The organism is Rhodopseudomonas palustris, assembly GCF_034479375.1.
Lineage (GTDB): Bacteria > Pseudomonadota > Alphaproteobacteria > Rhizobiales > Xanthobacteraceae > Rhodopseudomonas > Rhodopseudomonas palustris_M.
In genome coordinates this window covers 3,454,708-3,472,635 of record NZ_CP140155.1, presented here as the reverse complement: position 1 = coordinate 3,472,635, position 17,928 = coordinate 3,454,708, and the positions used below count along the sequence as shown (strand labels likewise).

The window sequence follows — 17,928 nt, the reverse complement described above, 5'->3', positions numbered from 1 at the left end:
GGCTTGAATATCTCCGCACGCGAACTCCACGACCAGGTCGGCCACGCCGAGATGGCCAATGCGATCCGCTTCCTCGCCATCGATGCGGTCGAGAAGGCGAAGTCCGGCCACCCCGGCATGCCGATGGGCATGGCGGATGTCGCCACCGTGCTGTTCACCCGCTTCCTGAAGTTCGACGCTGCCGATCCGGCCTGGCCCGATCGCGACCGTTTCGTGCTGTCTGCCGGCCACGGCTCGATGCTGCTCTACGCGCTGCTGCATCTGACCGGCGTCGAAGAGGTCACGATCGATCAGCTCAAATCCTTCCGGCAGTGGGGCTCGAAGACCCCCGGCCATCCCGAATACGGCCACACCAAGGGCGTCGAGACCACCACCGGCCCGCTCGGTCAGGGTCTCGCCACCTCGGTCGGCATGGCGCTCGCCGAGCGGATGCTGAACGCGCGCTACGGCGACGCGCTGGTCGATCACTATACCTATGTGATTGCCGGCGACGGCTGCCTGATGGAAGGCGTCAGCCACGAGGCGATCTCGCTCGCCGGGCACCTCAAGCTCAACAAGCTGATCCTGCTGTGGGACGACAACCACATCTCGATCGACGGCGACACCTCGCTGTCGTGTTCGGACGATCAGCTCGCGCGCTTTGCCGCGTCGGGCTGGGCCACGACGCGCGTCGACGGCCACGATCCGGAGGCGGTGGCGGCCGCGATCGAGCACGCCAGGCAGAGCGACCGGCCGTCGCTGATCGCCTGCCGCACCAAGATCGGCTTCGGCTCGCCCAAGGTCGAGGGCACCGAAAAGGCGCACGGCGCGCCGCTCGGCGCCGACGAAGTCGAGAAGACCCGCGCCGCATTGAACTGGCCGCACGCGCCGTTCGAAATTCCGGATGCGATCGTCGCGCGCTGGCGCGAGGCGGGCAGCCGCGGCAAGGCCGCGCATCAGGCCTGGGCCGAGCGGCTCGGCGGCGTCGATGCCGCGACCCGCGCCGGCTTCGAGAGCGTGCTGGCCGGCAAGCTCTCTGCGGACTACGAACCGGCGCTGAAGGCGCTGATCGCCGGCTTTGCGGCGGAGCAGCCGTCGATCGCCACAAGGCAGGCGTCGCAACTCACCATCAACGCGCTGGTGCCGGCATCGCCGAACCTGCTCGGCGGATCCGCCGACCTGACGCATTCCAACCTCACCCACGCCAAGGGCTCCGCGTCGGTCAAGCCCGGTGCCTATGGCGGCGCTTACCTGCACTACGGCATCCGCGAATTCGGCATGGCGGCGGCGATGAACGGCATCGCGCTGCATGGCGGCTTCATTCCCTATGGCGGAACCTTCCTGGTGTTCGCCGATTACAGCCGGCCGGCGATCCGGCTCGCGGCGCTGATGGGCATCCGCGTCATCCACGTCATGACCCACGATTCGATCGGCCTCGGCGAAGACGGCCCGACCCATCAGCCCGTCGAGCACGTCGCGTCGTTGCGGGCGATCCCGAATCTGCTGGTGTTCCGTCCGGCGGATGCGATCGAGACCGCGCAGGCCTGGGACTGTGCCCTGAAGCAGACGAGCCGGCCCTCGGTGCTGGCGCTGTCGCGGCAGGCGCTGCCGATGCTGCCGCGGCCCAATGGCGTCGCCGACAATCAGGTTTCGCGTGGCGCTTATTTGGTCATCGATCCCGCCGAACGCGATGTCACACTGATCGCCACCGGCTCGGAAGTATCGCTGGCGCTGGAAGCCGCCTGCAAGCTCGAGGGTGAGGGCATCAAGGCCGCGGTGGTCTCGGCGCCCTGCTTCGAACTGTTCGCCGAGCAGGACGACGCTTACCGTGCGACCGTGCTCGGGACTACGCCGCGGATCGGCATCGAGGCGGCGCGCGACATCGACTGGCGGCGCTGGATCGGCGACGGCGGCGCGTTCGTCGGCATGACCGGCTTCGGCGCCTCGGCGCCGGCGCCGGTGCTGTACCAGAAATTCGGCATCACCGCGGATGCGGTCACGGAGGCGGCCAAGGCCGCGATCGCCCGCAGCAAACATTGATCGACATGACACCGATCAACACCGGATCGTTCTTCAACATTTAAGACAGGAGCCATCATGGCGCGTATCACCTTGAGGCAATTGCTGGATCACGCCGCAGAGCACGGCTACGGCGTGCCCGCGTTCAACATCAACAACATGGAGCAGGGGCTCGCGATCATGGAGGCGGCGGCCGCGGTCGACGCGCCGGTGATCATCCAGGCCTCGCGCGGTGCGCGCTCCTACGCCAACGACATCATGCTGGCGAAGATGATCGACGCGCTGGCGGAGATGTATCCCGACATCCCGCTGTGCATGCATCAGGATCACGGCAACGACGAAGCCACCTGCGCCACCGCGATCAAATACGGCTTCACCTCGGTGATGATGGACGGCTCGCTCAAGGCCGACGCCAAGACCGCGGCGGATTATGAGTACAACGTCGACATCACCCGCCGCGTCACCGATATGGCGCATTGGGTCGGCGCCTCGGTGGAAGGCGAGCTCGGCGTGCTCGGCTCGCTCGAGCACGGCGGCGGCGAGCAGGAAGACGGTCACGGCGTCGAGGGCAAGGTCAGCCGCGAGCAATTGCTGACCGATCCGGATCAGGCGGTCGACTTCGTCCGCGCCACCAAGGTCGACGCGCTGGCGATCGCGATGGGCACCTCGCACGGCGCCTACAAGTTCTCCCGCAAGCCCGACGGCGACGTGCTCGCCATGAAGGTGGTCGAGGAGATTCACCGCCGGCTGCCGAACACCCATCTGGTGATGCACGGCTCGTCGTCGGTGCCGCAGGATCTGCAGGAAGCCTTCAACAAATACGGCGGCGCGATGCCGCAGACGTTCGGTGTTCCGGTCGAGGAGATCGTCCGCGGCATCAAGCACGGCGTCCGCAAGGTCAATATCGACACCGATTGTCGCCTCGCGATGACCGGCGTGTTCCGCAAGATCGCGACCGAGCACAAGGCCGAGTTCGATCCGCGCAAGTTCCTCAAGCCCGCAATGGACGCGATGCGCGATCTCTGCAGGCTGCGCTTCGAGCAGTTCGGCACCGCCGGCAACGCCTCAAAGATCAAGGTGATCCCGCTGTCGGAAATGGCCAAGCGCTACAAGTCCGGCGCGCTCGATCCGCAGATCGGCCAGGTGGCAAGAGCCGCAGAGTAGTTCGGAACAATCGGGAGCGGCCACCGGCCGCCCCGCACTCGCCATTCAGGAGACCACGATGGACCAGTCGAGCCGCTACGCCAACCTCAACCTCAAAGAAAGCGATCTGATCGCCGGCGGGCGGCATGTGCTGTGCGCCTACATCATGAAGCCGAAGGACGGCTTCGGCAATTTCCTGCAGACCGCCGCACATTTTTCGGCCGAATCCTCGACCGGCACCAATGTCGAAGTCTCCACCACCGACGACTTCACCCGCGGCGTCGACGCGCTGGTCTATGAGATCGACGAAGCCAAGCAACTCATGAAGATCGCCTACCCGATCGAACTGTTCGATCGCAACGTGATCGACGGCCGCGCGATGATCGCCTCGTTCCTGACGCTGACGATCGGCAACAACCAGGGCATGGGCGACGTCGAATACGCCAAGATGCACGATTTCTACGTGCCGCCGGCTTATCTGCGGCTGTTCGACGGTCCGTCGACCACCATCAAGGATCTGTGGCGCGTGCTCGGCCGGCCGGTGGTCGACGGCGGCTTCATCGTCGGCACCATCATCAAGCCGAAACTCGGCCTGCGGCCGCAGCCCTTCGCCAATGCCTGCTACGATTTCTGGCTCGGCGGCGACTTCATCAAGAACGACGAGCCGCAGGGCAACCAGGTGTTCGCGCCGTTCAAGGAGACGGTGCGCGCGGTCGACGACGCGATGCGCCGCGCTCAGGACAAGACCGGCGAGCCGAAGCTGTTCTCGTTCAACATCACCGCCGACGATCACTATGAAATGGTCGCGCGCGGCGAATACATCCTCGAGACCTTCGCCGACAACGCCGACCACGTCGCCTTCCTGGTCGACGGCTACGTCGCCGGCCCCGCCGCGGTGACCACGGCGCGCCGCGCCTTCCCGAAGCAGTATCTGCACTATCATCGCGCCGGCCATGGTGCGGTGACCTCGCCGCAGAGCAAGCGCGGCTACACCGCCTTCGTGCTGTCGAAGATGGCCCGGCTGCAGGGCGCCTCCGGCATCCACACCGGCACGATGGGCTTCGGCAAGATGGAAGGCGAGGCGGCCGACCGCGCGATGGCCTACATGATCACCGAGGACTCGGCCGACGGTCCGTTCTTCCATCAGGAATGGCTCGGCATGAATCCGACGACGCCGATCATCTCCGGCGGCATGAACGCGCTGCGGATGCCCGGCTTCTTCGAAAATCTCGGCCACTCCAACCTGATCATGACCGCGGGCGGTGGCGCCTTCGGTCATATCGACGGCGGTGCGGCGGGCGCCAAGTCGTTGCGGCAGGCCGAGCAGTGCTGGAAGGCCGGCGCCGATCCGGTGGAGTTCGCCAAGGATCATCGCGAATTCGCCCGGGCCTTCGAGAGCTTCCCGCAGGACGCCGACAAGCTGTTCCCGAACTGGCGCAACTCGCTGAAGCTCGCAGCCGCCTAAGCTGTTCCTGCAATCGCGATGTCAAACGGCCCGCCTCGCGCGGGCCGTTTCGTTGCGATGGATGCTCGGGGGCGCTACTCAATTCCCCCTTTTCCGGGTCAGAAGCGCCGGGCGATCAGCAAACACAGCAGAACCGACCCCGACGATGCGAACACCGTCGCCATGTTGGCGAGGTTCTGGGCGATCATGGTCGTCAGCGACGTGGTGCAAACCGTCACCTGCTTCGGCTTGCGTCGGCTTTGAGAGGCCCGCTTCTTCGACGCCATTTCCATTCCCGAAACGATGCCCTCGCCGCCGAAATCGCGGCAGGGCATAATTGACCATCGTGTCTGACCTTCGCATGGCTGCAGCCCCCGAACCCTTAATCGCGTTCGGATGGGAATGCGTGTTCACACTGCATGGTTTACAAAATCCCATGTGGCACGCGCCCGGTCGGCCGTCGCATTCCCACAGCCACCGACGTCCGCGCGCGGCTCACGACGGGGAAACGATCGGAAACGGCGTCACATTTGTGCTGGATCAATCCAATCTTCGCCAGTTCCGGCTTAGATGCGAATTGATAGCGCCTGTTACAATCGTTCTAAACTCCGATCGACGCAGCGCTGAATCTCTTGACCTCCGCGGCGACGATTGGAAGAACGGGCGATGACCTCAAAGCTGCATCACAACGGCCACCAGCCCATCCTGCTCGGCAATGCGCGGCGCGGTTATCGCGGCATTGTCCAGGCAATCGATTCGGAGAAGGTGGCGTCCGCGCTGCAGCCAGTCGAGCTCGAAAGCCGGCTGATCGAGCTGGGTTTCGTCGAGGGCGCCAAAGTCGAGGTGCTGCACGAAGGGATCATCGGCCGCGATCCGATCGCCGTGCGTGTGGACAATATCACGATCGCCGTCCGGCGACGCGAGGCGATGGCCGTCGTACTGATGTGACGATTGCGCGATGAGCTCGATCGAAAGCCACCCCTTCAACCTCGCGCTCGTGGGAACGCCGAACAGCGGCAAGACCTCGCTGTTCAACGCGCTGACCGGCAGCCGCCAGAAGGTCGCGAACTATCCCGGCGTGACGGTCGAACGGAAGGCCGGCGTGTTCACCACGCCCGGCGGTCGCATCGTCAGCATCCTCGACCTGCCGGGGACATACTCGCTGCGCGGCCGCAGCCCCGACGAGGAGATCACGCGCGACGTCGTGCTCGGCCGTCGGCCGGGTGAGATCGTGCCGGATCTGGTTCTCTGCGTCGCCGATTCCACCAATCTCCGGCTGACGTTCCGGCTGATGCTCGAGCTCAAGGCGACCGGCCGGCCGCTGATGCTGGTGCTGAATATGTTCGACATCGCGACGCGTCGCGGCGTCACCGTCGACCTCGAAAAGCTGTCCGAGCGACTGGGCATTCCGGTCGTGACCTCGATCGCGGTCCGCAAGGGCGGCACCGTCGATCTGCTGAAGCGGACCGACGAATTCGCCGGGCACATTGGCGCCGAGCCGACCGCAAACGACTGGCGGCCGCTGACCACCGCGGAACTGCGGGCTCTGCAGCGCGAGGCCGACCAGATCATCGCCGAATGCGTCAGCCTGCCGGCCCGGCCGCATACGCTGACCGCAAAGGTCGATTCCGTCGTCCTGCATCCGGTTGCCGGCCTCGCGATCCTGCTGCTGATCCTGTTCGTGATGTTCCAGGCGGTGTTTTCCTGGGCGCAGCCGCTGATGGAACTGATCGCGGACGGCTTCGGCGCGCTCGGCGATTTCGTCAGTGCGACGATGCCGGAAGGATTGTTGCAGAGCTTCCTGCAGAACGGCGTGATCTCCGGCGTCGGCAGCGTCATCGTGTTTCTGCCGCAGATCATGATCATCTTCCTGTTCATCCTGCTGCTGGAAGATCTCGGCTACATGGCCCGCGCCGCGTTCCTGATGGACCGCATCATGGGCGGCGCCGGGCTGCACGGCCGCGCGTTCATTCCGCTGCTGTCGAGCTTCGCCTGCGCGATCCCCGGCATCATGTCGACGCGGGTGATCGACAATCGCCGCGACCGGCTGACGACGATCCTGATCGCGCCGCTGATGACGTGTTCGGCGCGGATCCCGGTCTACACCCTGATCATCTCCGCCTTCATTCCGGCGCAGCAGGTGTTCGGCTGGATCAATCTGCAGGGCCTGGTGATGTTCGGCCTGTACACCGCGGGCATCGTCAGCGCCCTCGCGGTGTCGGCGCTGATCAAGTTCTTCATGTGGCGCGACTACGAGCCGGCGCCGTTCATGCTGGAACTGCCGGACTACAAGCTGCCGCGGGTGAAGAGCGTGGCGATCGGCATCTATATCCGCGCCAAGATGTTCCTGCAGCGCGCCGGCACCACGATCTTCTCGATGATGGTGCTGATCTGGTTCCTGGCGTCGTTCCCGCGGCCGCCGGCGGGGGCGACCGAGCCGGCGATCGACTACAGCCTGGCTTCGATGATCGGGCACGCGATCGAGCCGGTGCTGGCCCCGTTGGGCTTCAACTGGCAGATCGGCGTGGCGCTGATCCCGGGCATGGCCGCGCGCGAAGTCGCGGTGGCGGCGCTCGGCACCGTGTACGCCATCGAGGGCGGCAAGGAAGCCGCAGACCAGATCGGCCAGGTGCTGGCCTCGAAGTGGAGCCTGGCCACCGCGCTGTCGCTGCTGGCCTGGTTCGTGTTCGCGCCGCAATGCGCCTCGACGCTCGCCGTGATCAAGCGCGAGACCGGAAGCTGGCGCTGGATGGGCGTGACCTTCATCTACATGTTCGCGCTGGCCTATGTCGCGAGCCTGATCACCTACAACGTCGCGGTCGCGTTCGGCGCGGGCTGAGGCCTGCTCTACACCGGCTGGGTGATGGTCGGATCGCTGGGCGTTCTCTCGGTCTCGATCGCCAGGCAGACCGCCTTTGCGATCGTCCGGCCGCGGCCGTCGATGCCGGTCCATTGCGCGTGCCGGCCGCGCGGATCGATCTCCAGCAGCTTCACCTGAGCCGGCACGTCGCTGCCGTCCCGGACGATGCCGCGAACGATGCCGTCGCACGGCGCGCGGACCGCTTCACCGGACAGATGGCCGAGCACAAAGCCCTTGAAGACGCGGCTTCCGATTTCGACCGGCGTATGCCAGCGGCCGCTGGTCTGCGAATACTGAAACCGCTCGGCGCCGGCATCACCCAGCGGGCTGGCAACGCCATCGGCGGCGTCGGTCCAGCCTTGGGCGACGATGAGTCCGCTACGGCCGGGCCGGGTCTCGATCGCGATGTCGCAATTGACGTGCGCCGCAAAGCCGGGGCCGAGGCCGATGCTCGACCGCGCGAGGCGGCGCAGGTCCGGCTTCACCTGGTGCTTCTGCAGCCGCGCGTCGACCAGGACATCGATGCTCGCCACCGACAGCAGGTCGGTGAGCACCAGCCAGGACACCTGGATCGCCTGCGGCTGCCGTCGCGCCTTGAGAATCTGCACGCCGTCGTCAGCGCGCGCGCCCGCAATGCCGTCGACCGACACCGGATCGCCATACAGCGCGTCGTGAAACGACATCCGGCGCCGGATCACCGGCGGAAACGGGTCGTGCGACATCACCACGAAGTAGCCGGCGCGGTGCAGGTGCACCGCCACCGCAGAGGCGATCTCGCTGGTGCCGAGCACGATCGCAAACGGGCGGCGGTTGTGGTGGATCGGCTGATGCATGCGGGTCCTGGATGTCGCGAAAGGTCGATCAGCCGGCAACTAAGCAAAGCTCGGACCAATGTGCGGAACTGCCGAAACTGTCGACGGGTACCGGCAGAATCCCAAGGGGTGTCGGAAACATCACGCTTTGTCGTGCCGGTCACGCTTCGCAGTGTCGGTCTCATGACATTGGCTGGCAACAAAGCGGCGAATATCGTTTGAAAGCCGATGGAGCGTCCCTTGGCCCATTTCGTGCAAAGCCCGGTCAATGAAACAAGCGATGGAGGCGCCCGTGCACAGCGAGCCGTTGCAGGCCGAACGGCCAGGACATCCGGGGGGCCATGGACCGGAATCCGGCGGGCAGGGGATGCCGGCCGCCGGCGGCGGAGCCTGTCCGTTTCACAACGATCAACATCAGGCCCGGACAGGCAAGCAGAAGACGCTGGTGCTGACCGGCGCCTCCCGTGGCATCGGCCACGCCACCGGGAAGCTGTTCTCCGATGCCGGATGGCGGATCATCACCTGCTCGCGTCAGCCGTTCTCGGATGATCGCTGTCCGTGGGCTACCGGGATGGAAAACCATGTCGCCGTCGAACTGGCCGATCATCGGGCGCTGCCGCGCGCGATCGACGAACTCAAGGAGAAGCTGGCGGGAGGGCCGCTGAGCGCGTTGATCAACAACGCCGCGATCTCGCCGAAGAGCGCGGAGGGCGAACGGCTCACCTCCCTGAATACGCCGGTCGGAACATGGATGAGCGTGTTCCACGTCAATCTGCTGGCCCCGGTGATGCTGGCGCAAGGCCTGTTCGACGAATTGCGCGCCGGCAGCGGCTCGATCGTCAACGTCACCTCGATCGTCGGCTCGCGCGTGCACCCGTTCGCCGGCAGCGCCTATGCGACGTCGAAGGCGGCGCTGACCTGCCTCACCCGCGAGATGGCGCACGACTACGCACCCTATGGCATCCGCGTGAATGCGATCGCGCCGGGCGAGATCAAGACCGATATCCTGTCGCCTGAAACCGAAGCGATGCTGGCGCCGACTATCCCGATGCGCCGTATCGGGACACCGGAAGAAGTTGCAAAGGTGATGTTTTTCCTTTGCTCGGATGCCGCCAGCTATGTCACTGGCGAGGAAATCCACATCAACGGCGGCCAGCGCGTCTAGCGAATAGCTCGCAATTAGTTCGTCGGTATCTTTGTCGTCTGGACGCGACTGCGTGTCTTTTCATCGATTTGTTTTGCGCTGCATCAATGCGAAGCGTGGCTGTTTTCGCTGGTAACTAAGTAATCAGTGCATATTCATACACTTCCGCTCTGGCGACGAACTGTGCAGATACCGCTATCAACTTCCTCAGTGATGCAGCCAAGTTGAGCACGACATCTGGTTGAGGATCATACACAATCTCGTAATGCTCCGGAACTAAGGGGGGAACTCTCAGGAGCGATGGAGATAGCAATGGCTCAGCGCGAAGTACGTCTTGTCGAGAGCGAGCAATCGCGGCAGCCTATGAACCAGAACCCGATACCTCTGAGTGAGATTGCGCTCACCGGAATTTTTGAGATTTCCAAAATCCTCACGGCGCCGGCGCGGCTCGAAGTCACGCTCGCCAATGTGGTCAATCTGCTGCAGTCCTTTCTGCAGATGCGAAACGGTGTCGTTTCGCTGCTGGCCGACGACAGCGTCCCCGACATCACGGTCGGCGTCGGCTGGAACGAAGGCAGCGACAACCGCTATCGTGCGCGCCTGCCGCAGAAGGCGATCGACCAGATCGTGGCGACGTCGGTGCCCTTGGTCGCCGACAACGTGTCCACGCATCCGATGTTCTCGGCCGCCGACGCGCTCGCGCTGGGCGCCACCGACGAGACCCGCGTGTCGTTCATCGGCGTTCCGATCCGGATCGATTCGCGCGTCGTGGGCACCCTGACCATCGATCGGGTTCGCGACGGGCAGTCGAACTTCCGGATGGACGCCGATGTGCGCTTCCTCACCATGGTCGCCAATCTGATCGGCCAGACCGTGAAGCTGCACCGCGTGGTGGCGCGTGATCGCGAACGGCTGATGGCTGAGAGCCATCGCCTGCAGAAAGAGTTGTACGAGCTGAAGCCGCAGCGCGAGCGCAAGCGCGTGCGCGTCGACGGCATCGTCGGCGAAAGCCCGGCGATCCGCACGCTGCTCGCCAAGGTCAGCATCATTGCCAAATCGCAGTCGCCGGTGCTGCTGCGCGGCGAGTCCGGCACCGGCAAGGAGCTGATCGCCAAGGCGATCCACGAATTATCGGCGCGCGCCAACGGGCCTTTCATCAAGATCAATTGCGCCGCGCTGCCGGAATCGGTGCTGGAATCCGAACTGTTCGGCCACGAGAAGGGGGCGTTCACCGGCGCCATCGCCTCGCGCAAGGGCCGGTTCGAACTCGCCGACAAGGGCACCCTGTTCCTCGACGAGATCGGGGAGATCTCCGCGTCGTTCCAGGCCAAGCTGTTGCGCGTGCTGCAGGAGCAGGAATTCGAACGGGTCGGCGGAAATCAGACCATCAAGGTCAATGTCCGGATCGTCGCGGCCACCAACCGCAATCTCGAAGAGGCCGTCGCGCGCAAGGAGTTCCGCGCGGATCTGTACTACCGCATCAATGTCGTGCCGATGATCCTGCCGCCACTGCGCGACCGGCCGACCGATATTCCGCTGCTGGCAAGCGAGTTTCTGAAGAACTTCAACAAGGAGAACGATCGCGAGCTGCAATTCGAGCCGCACGCGCTGGAATTGCTGAAGGCCTGCTCGTTCCCCGGCAACGTTCGCGAACTCGAAAACTGCGTGCGGCGTACGGCGACGCTGGCGATGGGCCCGGAAATCAACGACAGCGATTTCGCCTGCCATCAGGACGAGTGCCTGTCGGCGATCCTGTGGAAGGGCCACGCCGAACCCGCGCCGGTGCGGCCGCGGCCGCAGATTCCGCTGCAGGTCATGCCCCGCAAGGCGCCGCTCGAAGTTGTGGCGACGCGCGAGCAAGTGACTGCGCCGGCCGATCCGGGGTCGGCGTCGATCCTGGCCGAATCGGCCAATGGCGCACCGATGTCGGAACGCGAACGACTGATCAGTGCAATGGAGCGCTCCGGCTGGGTCCAGGCGAAGGCCGCGCGCCTGCTCGGACTGACGCCGCGCCAGATCGGCTACGCGCTGAAGAAGTACGACATCGAGCTCAAGCACTTCTGACAGCGTCTCCGCGGGAAGTTGGTACTGGTTCGCGTTGACAATCGCATCTGGTCATCGAGAGCTTCGGTCCTGATCGTGATCAGACCGAAGCTCTCGTCGATTTTGGGCTCCGCTCCGACCTGTCAGACTTGCGACAAGTGTCAGGCCCCCGACACCGCCGGCCTGGCGGTCGTTGCCGGATAATCCTTTAAAATCAACTACAAGGCCAACTGGCACGGGGCTTGAAAGACAGTGGTTCAGCACAACGTCTGTGAACCCAGGAGTGCCTCATGGCCTACAAGATCATCACCTCTCAGTGCACCGTCTGCGGCGCTTGCGAGTTCGAATGCCCGAACGCCGCGATTTCGATGAAGCGCGGCACCTATGTGATCGACGCCGTCAAATGCAGCGAATGCGAAGGCCACTTCGACAAGCCGCAATGCGTCGCGGTGTGCCCGGTCGACAATACCTGCGTGCCGGCCTGATCGACCTTCGACCGAAGGACGAGCCGGCGCCTTGACCGCCGGATGCCGTCTTTGATGGATCGCCGCGCCCGCAGTTGATGTCTGAACAACGTCGCCGGCTCGGTTGCAGCACCCCATCCCACGGACATGCCGCTGATTGTGCGGCGATCGAACGAGGCCGGACATGAGCAAGCTGCTGCAACTACACGATTTCGGTGCATCGAGCGCGACCTCGTTCGAGGCGTTGCGGAGCAGCGCAACTCAGACCGGCTGCAGCACGACGGGCGGCAACGGCAAGTCGGGCTGCGGCTCGGCGGCGGGACAGGGCGATCTGCCCCCGGAGATCTGGGAGAAGGTCAAGAACCATCCCTGTTACAGCGAGCAGGCGCATCACCATTTCGCCCGCATGCATGTCGCGGTCGCGCCGGCGTGCAACATTCAATGCAATTACTGCAATCGCAAGTATGATTGCGCCAACGAGTCGCGTCCGGGTGTGGTCAGCGAGAAGCTGTCGCCGGAACAGGCGGCCCGCAAGGTGATCGCGGTCGCGTCGACGATTCCGCAAATGACGGTGCTCGGCATCGCCGGCCCCGGCGACGCGCTGGCCAATCCGGCCAAGACATTCAAGACCTTCGAGCTGGTGACCGCAACGGCGCCCGACATCAAGCTGTGCCTGTCGACCAACGGGCTGATGCTGCCCGATTACGTCGAGCAGATCGTCGCGATGAACGTCGATCACGTCACCATCACCATCAACATGATCGATCCGGAGATCGGCGCGCAGATCTATCCGTGGATCTTCTACAACCACCGCCGCTACACCGGCGTCGAGGCGTCGAAGATTCTCAGCGAGCGGCAATTGCTCGGGCTCGAGATGCTCACCGCGCGCGGCATTCTGGTGAAGGTCAATTCGGTGATGATCCCGGGGATCAACGACCGGCACCTGATCGAGGTCAACAAGGCGGTGAAGTCGCGCGGCGCCTTCCTGCACAACATCATGCCGCTGATCTCCGAGCCGGAACACGGCACGGTTTTCGGTCTCGAAGGCCGCCGCGGACCGTCGGCGCAGGAGCTCAAGGCGCTGCAGGACGACTGCGAAGGCGAGATGAACATGATGCGGCATTGCCGGCAGTGCCGCGCCGACGCGGTCGGCCTGCTCGGTGAGGATCGCAGCGCCGAATTCACCACCGACAAGGTGATGGAGATGGAGGTCGAATACGATCTCGCCGCGCGCCAGGCCTACCAGGCCAAGGTCGAGGCCGAGCGCGACGCCATCGCGGCCGCCAGGCAGCGCGAACTGGCGACGCTCGCCGACGAGACCGCCACCATCAAGATCCAGGTCGCGATCGCCACCAAGGGCGGCGGCGTGATCAACGAGCATTTCGGCCACGCGCACGAATTCCAGATCTACGAGGTCTCGACCGCCGGTGCCAAGTTCATCGGCCATCGTCGCGTCGATCTGTATTGCGAGGGCGGCTACGCCAGCGAGACCGGCATCGAGCCGATCCTCAAGGCGCTGAACGACTGCACCGCGGTACTGGTCGCCAAGATCGGCCTGTGCCCGAAGGATTCGCTGGCCGGCGCCGGGATCGAGGCGGTCGAGGACTACGCTTTCGAATATATCGAGCAGTCGGTGATCGCCTATTTCAAGAACTACCTCGAACGCGTCGGCAAGTCGGAGATCAGCCACGTCGCCCGTGGTGACGCCGATATCCGCCAGGGCGCGTTCGTCGCGAGCTGAGGCCAGGGCAGCGGGCACCGAGCATGGCTTACAAGATCGTCGCGTCGCAATGCACCTCCTGCTCGGCCTGCGAGCCGGAATGCCCCAACGTCGCGATCACCGAGAAGCGCGGCGTGTTCATGATCGACCCGTCGAAATGCACCGAATGCATCGGCCATTTCGACGTGCCGCAATGCGTCGCGGTGTGCCCGGTCCACGGCACCTGCGTGATCGACAATTCCGTTCCGCGCGCCAGCGCTGCTTGAGGTGACATTATGGACCTTAATCTGACGCCCTCGGCCGAGAAGTTCATCCGCCGGATGGTCCGGCTCAGCGGCGGCGCCGGCGGCTTCCGTCTCGCCGTCAGCTCCGGCGGCTGCTCCGGCCTGTCGGCCGCGTTCGATATCGAAGCATCGCCGCGGCCCGGCGATCAGGTCGTCGAGCATGGCGATCTTCGGCTGTTCATTCCCGAGGACAGCGGCAAGCTGCTCGAAGGCGTCGTGATCGACTTCATGGAAACGCCGACGTCCAGCGCCTTCATCTTCCACGATCCGAAGCCGTCGAACTGCCAGTGCTCCGGCGGCACCGTCGAAGCGCCGAAGCAGAATCTGCATCAACTCCGCGAGTTCTGAAATGCCGGATGTCCTGCACAGCGAGCTGACGATGTCCGGACCCGAGCAGTCGCTGCTCGGCGGCGCGTTGCTCGGTGCGGGGCTGCCGGCCGAGGCGCAGCGGCATCTCGAACTGGCCGGACGCGACTATCAGAGCGAGGCGATCGCCGAGCAGCATCTGCGCGAGGCCCAGGCGTTGGCGCCCGATCACGCCGCCGTGCTGATCGGGCTGTACCGCTTCTATTTCTACAAAGGCCGGCTCGATGAGGCGCTGCGCGTCGCCGAGATCTGCCTGGCGAAGGCGGCGCGCGACAACGGGCTCGACGCCGACTGGCGCAAGGTCCGGCGCACCGACGCCGAATTTTCCAGCTTCGCCGCCATCCTGCCGCGGTTCTATCTGTTCGCGCTGAAAGCCTATGCGTACTTGCGGATGCGGGTCGGCGATGTCGACGAAGGCCACGCCGCGATCGAGAAGCTGCTCGAACTCGACCCGTCCGACAAGGTCAATGCCGGCGTGCTGCACGACGTCTGGCGGCGGATAGGGGAGGTCGATGACGACTGACATCGACGAGGCCCTCGACTGGCAAGGCAACGAGGTCGATTGCGCGTCTTGCCCGCACCGCGAGCTGCTGTCGGCCGGCCGTTGCGAACTGAAGAAGGCCTGCGTGCAGGATCGCTATGCGCGGCGGCTGGAGCGCTTCTTCCAGCAGAATCGTGCGCTCGCCGACGATTATCTGATGCATCCCTATTTCGAAACCCGCGCGGTCGCGGCCGGCTACGCCACCGTGTTCCTATTGCCGCGCCTGTTGCAGGACCCCGACGAGACCGTGCGCTGGAGCGCGGCGCGGCGGCTGCCGAAGCGCTATCTGCTGCCGCTGCGCACCGACCCGCATCGCGAAGTGCGGATCCGCATCGCCTCGGTGCTTTCCGACGAGGATCTGCGGCCGATGGTCAACGACAGCGACTACTACGTCCGTCAGATCGTGGCGAAACGGGCGTCGCCCGGGTTGCTGCCGCTGCTGGTGCTCGATCCCGACAGCGGCGTCCGCCGCGAAGTGGCGCGCCGGATCGGCCCGGAATGGCTGGCGCAGATCGCGATCGACAAGGACGGCGACGTCCGGCTCGAGGCGGCGCGGCGGATGTCGCCCGGCCGGCTGCTGGCGATGATCGACGATCCAGACTGGCGGATTCGCTACGAAGTGGCGAGCCGCATCGACACTTACGAACTGACCGAACTGCTCGACGATCCCGACCCGCTGGTGCGCGAGCTGGTCCGCAGCCGCACCGGCTTCACCGGGCCGGCGCGATCGGTTTCGTCCCAACCCCATGCAACGCCCGTGACGGAGTCGACACCATGAATATCAGCCGCGACAGCGACATCGTCGAACTCGATGGTCCGCCGGAATTCGAATACGGCCAGAAGGTTAGGGCGAAGATCAACGTCCGTAACGACGGCACTTTTCCGGGCAAGGAAATCGGCGACGTGCTGGTGAAGAAGGGCGACGAGGGTTACGTCGTCTCGATCGGCACGTTCCTGCAGCAGTTCTACATCTACGGCGTCGACTTCGTGGCCCAAGGCCGCATCGTCGGCATGAAGCGCAAGGAGCTGATCTCGGCCGAGGTCGAGCAGCCCGCCTCGCAGCAGGTCGCGTGATGGGGCCGGAGCCGAAATATCAATGGGGTCAACCGGTTCGCGCCGAGATCGACCTCTTCAACGACGGCAGCTTTCCGGACGCGCCGCTCGATGCGCTGCTGGTGAAGAGCGGCGATGCCGGCGAGATCGTCCGGATCGGACTGCACGAAGAGACTCAACGGCCGGTCTATCTGGTTGAATTCGCAGGCAATCGCGTCGTCGGCTGCCTCGAGGACGAAATCGCCCCGCTCGCGCCGTCGCGCGCCGGCCAAATGTAAGGACTTGAATCGATGAAAGTAATGATCCGCAGATCGGAGCAGGGCAAGCTTTCGGCCTATGTGGCCAAGAAGGATCTCGAAGAGGCGATTATCGATATGGAAAACCCGGACTTGTGGGGCGGTAAAGTCACGCTGGCGAATGGCTGGCAGCTCGAACTACCGGCGATGGCGGCCGATACCCGGCTGCCGATTACCGTCGAAGCCCGCAAGCTGGCCTGATCATGGCGCTTTCCGCCGACGATCTCACCCGGCTGGACGCGCTGCTCGGCGACACGGAGGCTTGCGGCAAACTGGTGGCAAACCTGCGGCAGCATTTTCCGGGCCTGTCGCTGACCCAATGCGACGCCTCCGACGTCGATCATGAGCAACCGTTTCGCGTCTGTCCGCAACTGAGCCTCTACCTGGTCGACAGTTCGGATCACTGCTGGACGATCACCGGCGATCCCGCCCGGGCGACCGGCCTGGTCGTCGCGTATCACAAAGCCGCCGCGCCATCGCGGGCGTCGTGAAGGAGACCGCTATGCCGGCCCAACTGCTCGATGACGTCGCCGCGGCCTTCGCGCGAGGCAAGGCCATTCCCTATCTCGGCTGCGGCGCGCTCGCGCTCGGCGGCGAGGCCTGTCCGATTCCGGCGACTCCGCTGGAGTTGGTGGCGCGGCTGACCGCGAAGACGACGGTGCCGCACAAGGTCCGCACCAATCTCACCGGCGCGGCGCAGTACATCGAGAATTTCAAGCACCGCAAGACGCTGTCGTCGCTGATGACCGAAGCCTTTCGCGCCTCGGCCACGCCGAACCAGTTGCACCGGATGCTGGCGGCGATTCCCGATCTGCCGTTGCTGGTGCATGCCTGGTATGACGACGTGCCGCAGAAGGCGCTCGCGGGTCGCGCCGATTGGGGCATGGCGCAGGGCGTCAGCCAGACCGAGCATCACGGCCGCTGGATCAATTACTATCGCCCCGACGGCAGCGAGGCGACCGGGCCCGATCCGAATGTCGTCGAGGGCGAAATGCCGCTGTTCGCGCCGACGCCCGACGAGGCGCAGGCCTGGGCGACGCTGCTGTATCAGCCGCTCGGCTCGGTGGCGCCGGCCACCAACTATCTGGTGTCCGACAGTGACTTCGTCGAGGTCCTGACCGAGATCGACATTCAGACGCCGATCCCGTTTTCGGTGCAGGAGCTGCGCCGCGGCCGGCATTTCCTGTTCATGGGCTGCCGCTTCGACAATCAGCTCGATCGTCTGTTCGCGCGTCAGATCATGAAGCGCTCCTCGGCGCGCCACTGGGCGGTGTTGCCCGACACCCTGACCCGCAACGAAGAGCGCTTCCTCGAAGAGCAGGCCATCGAGCGGATCGACTGGCCGCTGGCGAAGTTCGTCGCGGCGCTGGCGCCGATGCTGCAGGACCAGAGCCTGCCGGCGTAGCTCGTCTCACTCACCACACGCATCCTTCGCGTCATGGCCGGGCTTGTCCCGGCCATCCACGTCTTGGCCACAGAGCGCAGAAGACGTGATGCCCAGCCTAAGGCCGGGTATGCCGACGCGGCCGAGCAGTCGGCGTCTCCGTCATTGCGAGCGAAGCGAAGCAATCCAGGCCACATCCGTGGCGTGGATTGCTTCGTCGCTGTCGCTCCTCGCAATGACGGGGCGATGGCGGAACGCCAATTGCGACGATCTCTCGTGTAGCCCCGCCACCGGTATCAGTTTGTTTCGTTTCTAACAGCCAATCCCCGCGATGTCGGCCGACGGCGCCGCATGTCGGATTCGAAACATCTGCGTA

At 64.8% G+C, this 17,928-nt stretch carries 20 protein-coding genes; 18 read left to right on the top strand and 2 right to left on the bottom strand.

The features are described 5' to 3' along the window. Positions 1–3 precede the first annotated feature (3 nt). The 3 genes from tkt to SR870_RS15755 are packed head-to-tail and all read left to right on the top strand — an operon-like array spanning position 4 to position 4,606. Positions 4–2,019 carry a transketolase gene (tkt, locus tag SR870_RS15765; RefSeq protein WP_322514483.1) on the top strand — a complete coding sequence of 672 codons (2,016 nt, stop codon included), beginning with the start codon at positions 4–6 and terminating at the stop codon, positions 2,017–2,019. Positions 2,020–2,076: 57 nt separating this feature from the next. Next, positions 2,077–3,162: a class II fructose-bisphosphate aldolase gene (gene fba / locus SR870_RS15760; protein ID WP_322514482.1), complete on the top strand. Its 1,086-nt coding sequence runs from the start codon at positions 2,077–2,079 to the stop codon at positions 3,160–3,162. A gap of 58 nt (positions 3,163–3,220) precedes the next feature. Further along, positions 3,221–4,606, top strand: coding sequence for a ribulose-bisphosphate carboxylase (locus SR870_RS15755; RefSeq protein WP_322514481.1), 1,386 nt, complete (start codon positions 3,221–3,223; stop codon positions 4,604–4,606). Positions 4,607–4,704: 98 nt separating this feature from the next. On the opposite strand, the gene SR870_RS15750 is transcribed toward SR870_RS15755, so the two are convergent. Then, positions 4,705–4,920, bottom strand: coding sequence for a hypothetical protein (locus tag SR870_RS15750; RefSeq protein ID WP_322514480.1), 216 nt, complete (start codon positions 4,918–4,920; stop codon positions 4,705–4,707). Between the two features lie 331 nt (positions 4,921–5,251). On the opposite strand from SR870_RS15750, the gene SR870_RS15745 reads away from it, so the two are divergent. After that, positions 5,252–5,533, top strand: coding sequence for a FeoA family protein (locus tag SR870_RS15745; RefSeq protein ID WP_322514479.1), 282 nt, complete (start codon positions 5,252–5,254; stop codon positions 5,531–5,533). Between the two features lie 10 nt (positions 5,534–5,543). Then, positions 5,544–7,424 carry a ferrous iron transporter B gene (gene feoB, locus SR870_RS15740; RefSeq protein ID WP_322514478.1) on the top strand — a complete coding sequence of 627 codons (1,881 nt, stop codon included), beginning with the start codon at positions 5,544–5,546 and terminating at the stop codon, positions 7,422–7,424. A gap of 8 nt (positions 7,425–7,432) precedes the next feature. On the opposite strand, the gene SR870_RS15735 is transcribed toward feoB, so the two are convergent. Further along, on the bottom strand, positions 7,433–8,278 hold the full coding sequence (locus tag SR870_RS15735; RefSeq protein WP_322514477.1) for a xanthine dehydrogenase: 846 nt from the start codon (positions 8,276–8,278) through the stop codon (positions 7,433–7,435). 346 nt (positions 8,279–8,624) lie between these two features. On the opposite strand from SR870_RS15735, the gene SR870_RS15730 reads away from it, so the two are divergent. From SR870_RS15730 to SR870_RS15670, 13 genes are all read left to right on the top strand, one after another. Then, on the top strand, positions 8,625–9,422 hold the full coding sequence (locus tag SR870_RS15730; RefSeq protein ID WP_322518283.1) for an SDR family oxidoreductase: 798 nt from the start codon (positions 8,625–8,627) through the stop codon (positions 9,420–9,422). Between the two features lie 291 nt (positions 9,423–9,713). After that, the gene (gene nifA, locus SR870_RS15725; protein WP_322514476.1) at positions 9,714–11,465 is read left to right on the top strand and encodes a nif-specific transcriptional activator NifA; all 1,752 of its coding nucleotides are present in this window, start codon (positions 9,714–9,716) and stop codon (positions 11,463–11,465) included. A gap of 269 nt (positions 11,466–11,734) precedes the next feature. Then, on the top strand, positions 11,735–11,929 hold the full coding sequence (locus SR870_RS15720) for a 4Fe-4S dicluster domain-containing protein (protein WP_322514475.1): 195 nt from the start codon (positions 11,735–11,737) through the stop codon (positions 11,927–11,929). Positions 11,930–12,092: 163 nt separating this feature from the next. Next, on the top strand, positions 12,093–13,649 hold the full coding sequence (gene nifB, locus SR870_RS15715; protein WP_322514474.1) for a nitrogenase cofactor biosynthesis protein NifB: 1,557 nt from the start codon (positions 12,093–12,095) through the stop codon (positions 13,647–13,649). Between the two features lie 23 nt (positions 13,650–13,672). Next, on the top strand, positions 13,673–13,894 hold the full coding sequence (locus SR870_RS15710) for a 4Fe-4S binding protein (protein ID WP_322514473.1): 222 nt from the start codon (positions 13,673–13,675) through the stop codon (positions 13,892–13,894). A gap of 9 nt (positions 13,895–13,903) precedes the next feature. Further along, positions 13,904–14,260, top strand: a complete 357-nt coding sequence (locus tag SR870_RS15705; protein ID WP_322514472.1) for a HesB/IscA family protein — start codon at positions 13,904–13,906, stop codon at positions 14,258–14,260. Between the two features lies 1 nt (position 14,261). Next, a complete protein-coding gene (locus SR870_RS15700; RefSeq protein WP_322514471.1) occupies positions 14,262–14,801 on the top strand; it encodes a hypothetical protein in 540 nt (179 codons plus the stop codon). Then, on the top strand, positions 14,791–15,597 hold the full coding sequence (locus SR870_RS15695) for a 4Fe4S-binding leucine-rich repeat protein (RefSeq protein ID WP_322514470.1): 807 nt from the start codon (positions 14,791–14,793) through the stop codon (positions 15,595–15,597). Before SR870_RS15700 ends, SR870_RS15695 begins: the two co-directional genes overlap by 11 nt. After that, positions 15,594–15,893: a nitrogen fixation protein NifZ gene (locus SR870_RS15690; protein ID WP_322514469.1), complete on the top strand. Its 300-nt coding sequence runs from the start codon at positions 15,594–15,596 to the stop codon at positions 15,891–15,893. Before SR870_RS15695 ends, SR870_RS15690 begins: the two co-directional genes overlap by 4 nt. Next, positions 15,893–16,150, top strand: coding sequence for a nitrogen fixation protein NifZ (locus tag SR870_RS15685; RefSeq protein ID WP_322518282.1), 258 nt, complete (start codon positions 15,893–15,895; stop codon positions 16,148–16,150). The genes SR870_RS15690 and SR870_RS15685 overlap by 1 nt, the downstream gene beginning before the upstream one ends. A gap of 12 nt (positions 16,151–16,162) precedes the next feature. Beyond that, positions 16,163–16,369 carry a putative nitrogen fixation protein NifT gene (gene nifT, locus SR870_RS15680; RefSeq protein ID WP_322514468.1) on the top strand — a complete coding sequence of 69 codons (207 nt, stop codon included), beginning with the start codon at positions 16,163–16,165 and terminating at the stop codon, positions 16,367–16,369. Positions 16,370–16,371: 2 nt separating this feature from the next. Then, positions 16,372–16,659 carry a hypothetical protein gene (locus tag SR870_RS15675; RefSeq protein WP_322514467.1) on the top strand — a complete coding sequence of 96 codons (288 nt, stop codon included), beginning with the start codon at positions 16,372–16,374 and terminating at the stop codon, positions 16,657–16,659. A gap of 11 nt (positions 16,660–16,670) precedes the next feature. Further along, entirely contained in the window at positions 16,671–17,573 is a 903-nt protein-coding gene (locus tag SR870_RS15670) for an SIR2 family protein (protein ID WP_322514466.1), read from the top strand. The last annotated feature ends 355 nt before the right edge of the window (positions 17,574–17,928 follow it).

Excerpts from the sequence above, each read along its gene's own strand:
- fba (WP_322514482.1), top strand. The coding sequence starts at position 2,077 with ATGGCGCGTATCACCTTGAGGCAATTGCTGGATCACGCCGCAGAGCAC.
- SR870_RS15755 (WP_322514481.1), top strand. The coding sequence starts at position 3,221 with ATGGACCAGTCGAGCCGCTACGCCAACCTCAACCTCAAAGAAAGCGAT.
- SR870_RS15750 (WP_322514480.1), bottom strand. The coding sequence starts at position 4,920 with ATGCCCTGCCGCGATTTCGGCGGCGAGGGCATCGTTTCGGGAATGGAA.
- SR870_RS15745 (WP_322514479.1), top strand. The coding sequence starts at position 5,252 with ATGACCTCAAAGCTGCATCACAACGGCCACCAGCCCATCCTGCTCGGC.
- feoB (WP_322514478.1), top strand. The coding sequence starts at position 5,544 with ATGAGCTCGATCGAAAGCCACCCCTTCAACCTCGCGCTCGTGGGAACG.
- SR870_RS15735 (WP_322514477.1), bottom strand. The coding sequence starts at position 8,278 with ATGCATCAGCCGATCCACCACAACCGCCGCCCGTTTGCGATCGTGCTC.
- SR870_RS15730 (WP_322518283.1), top strand. The coding sequence starts at position 8,625 with ATGCCGGCCGCCGGCGGCGGAGCCTGTCCGTTTCACAACGATCAACAT.
- nifA (WP_322514476.1), top strand. The coding sequence starts at position 9,714 with ATGGCTCAGCGCGAAGTACGTCTTGTCGAGAGCGAGCAATCGCGGCAG.
- SR870_RS15720 (WP_322514475.1), top strand. The coding sequence starts at position 11,735 with ATGGCCTACAAGATCATCACCTCTCAGTGCACCGTCTGCGGCGCTTGC.
- nifB (WP_322514474.1), top strand. The coding sequence starts at position 12,093 with ATGAGCAAGCTGCTGCAACTACACGATTTCGGTGCATCGAGCGCGACC.
- SR870_RS15710 (WP_322514473.1), top strand. The coding sequence starts at position 13,673 with ATGGCTTACAAGATCGTCGCGTCGCAATGCACCTCCTGCTCGGCCTGC.
- SR870_RS15705 (WP_322514472.1), top strand. The coding sequence starts at position 13,904 with ATGGACCTTAATCTGACGCCCTCGGCCGAGAAGTTCATCCGCCGGATG.
- SR870_RS15700 (WP_322514471.1), top strand. The coding sequence starts at position 14,262 with ATGCCGGATGTCCTGCACAGCGAGCTGACGATGTCCGGACCCGAGCAG.
- SR870_RS15695 (WP_322514470.1), top strand. The coding sequence starts at position 14,791 with ATGACGACTGACATCGACGAGGCCCTCGACTGGCAAGGCAACGAGGTC.
- SR870_RS15690 (WP_322514469.1), top strand. The coding sequence starts at position 15,594 with ATGAATATCAGCCGCGACAGCGACATCGTCGAACTCGATGGTCCGCCG.
- SR870_RS15685 (WP_322518282.1), top strand. The coding sequence starts at position 15,893 with ATGGGGCCGGAGCCGAAATATCAATGGGGTCAACCGGTTCGCGCCGAG.
- nifT (WP_322514468.1), top strand. The coding sequence starts at position 16,163 with ATGAAAGTAATGATCCGCAGATCGGAGCAGGGCAAGCTTTCGGCCTAT.
- SR870_RS15675 (WP_322514467.1), top strand. The coding sequence starts at position 16,372 with ATGGCGCTTTCCGCCGACGATCTCACCCGGCTGGACGCGCTGCTCGGC.
- SR870_RS15670 (WP_322514466.1), top strand. The coding sequence starts at position 16,671 with ATGCCGGCCCAACTGCTCGATGACGTCGCCGCGGCCTTCGCGCGAGGC.